1 protein-coding gene is annotated in these 348 nt (G+C 53.2%); it reads left to right on the forward strand.

The window, feature by feature from the left end; genetic code table 11:
* Nucleotides 1-345 (forward strand): hypothetical protein (locus DL891_RS17635; RefSeq protein ID WP_232819250.1); only part of this gene is annotated, 345 nt, incomplete at its 5' end.
* Between the last annotated feature and the right edge of the window lie 3 nt (nucleotides 346-348).

Here is a 348-nt window from a genome sequence, read left to right on the forward strand (position 1 = left end):
GTTTTTCTCAAATCCTCCGGATATGGAAAACGACGCCGTTGCTTCATCATGATAGAGGTCAGAAGGAAACTATATCATCCCAATCAACAACAACATGGTTGTGCAAGAGCAATATCACCACCACCGTCACCACCACCGAAACGACGTCGTTTGATGTGGAAGTACCTGAAGACAGTGTTGGTGCTGGCGGTGGTGTCCCTGTTGCTGCTGGTGCTGCCGCTCGTCGTGCCGCCCCTGCCGCCCCCGCCGCTGCCGCTCCTCCTCGTGCCGGTGCTCATCATGGCGCTCTTAGTCCTCTTGGCCTGCTCTCCTCTCTCCGTCAATAACAATTCCAACAATATATAAATA

It is taken from the genome of Homoserinimonas sp. OAct 916 (genome assembly GCF_003260275.1).
In the GTDB taxonomy this organism is placed as follows: Bacteria; Actinomycetota; Actinomycetes; order Actinomycetales; family Microbacteriaceae; genus OACT-916.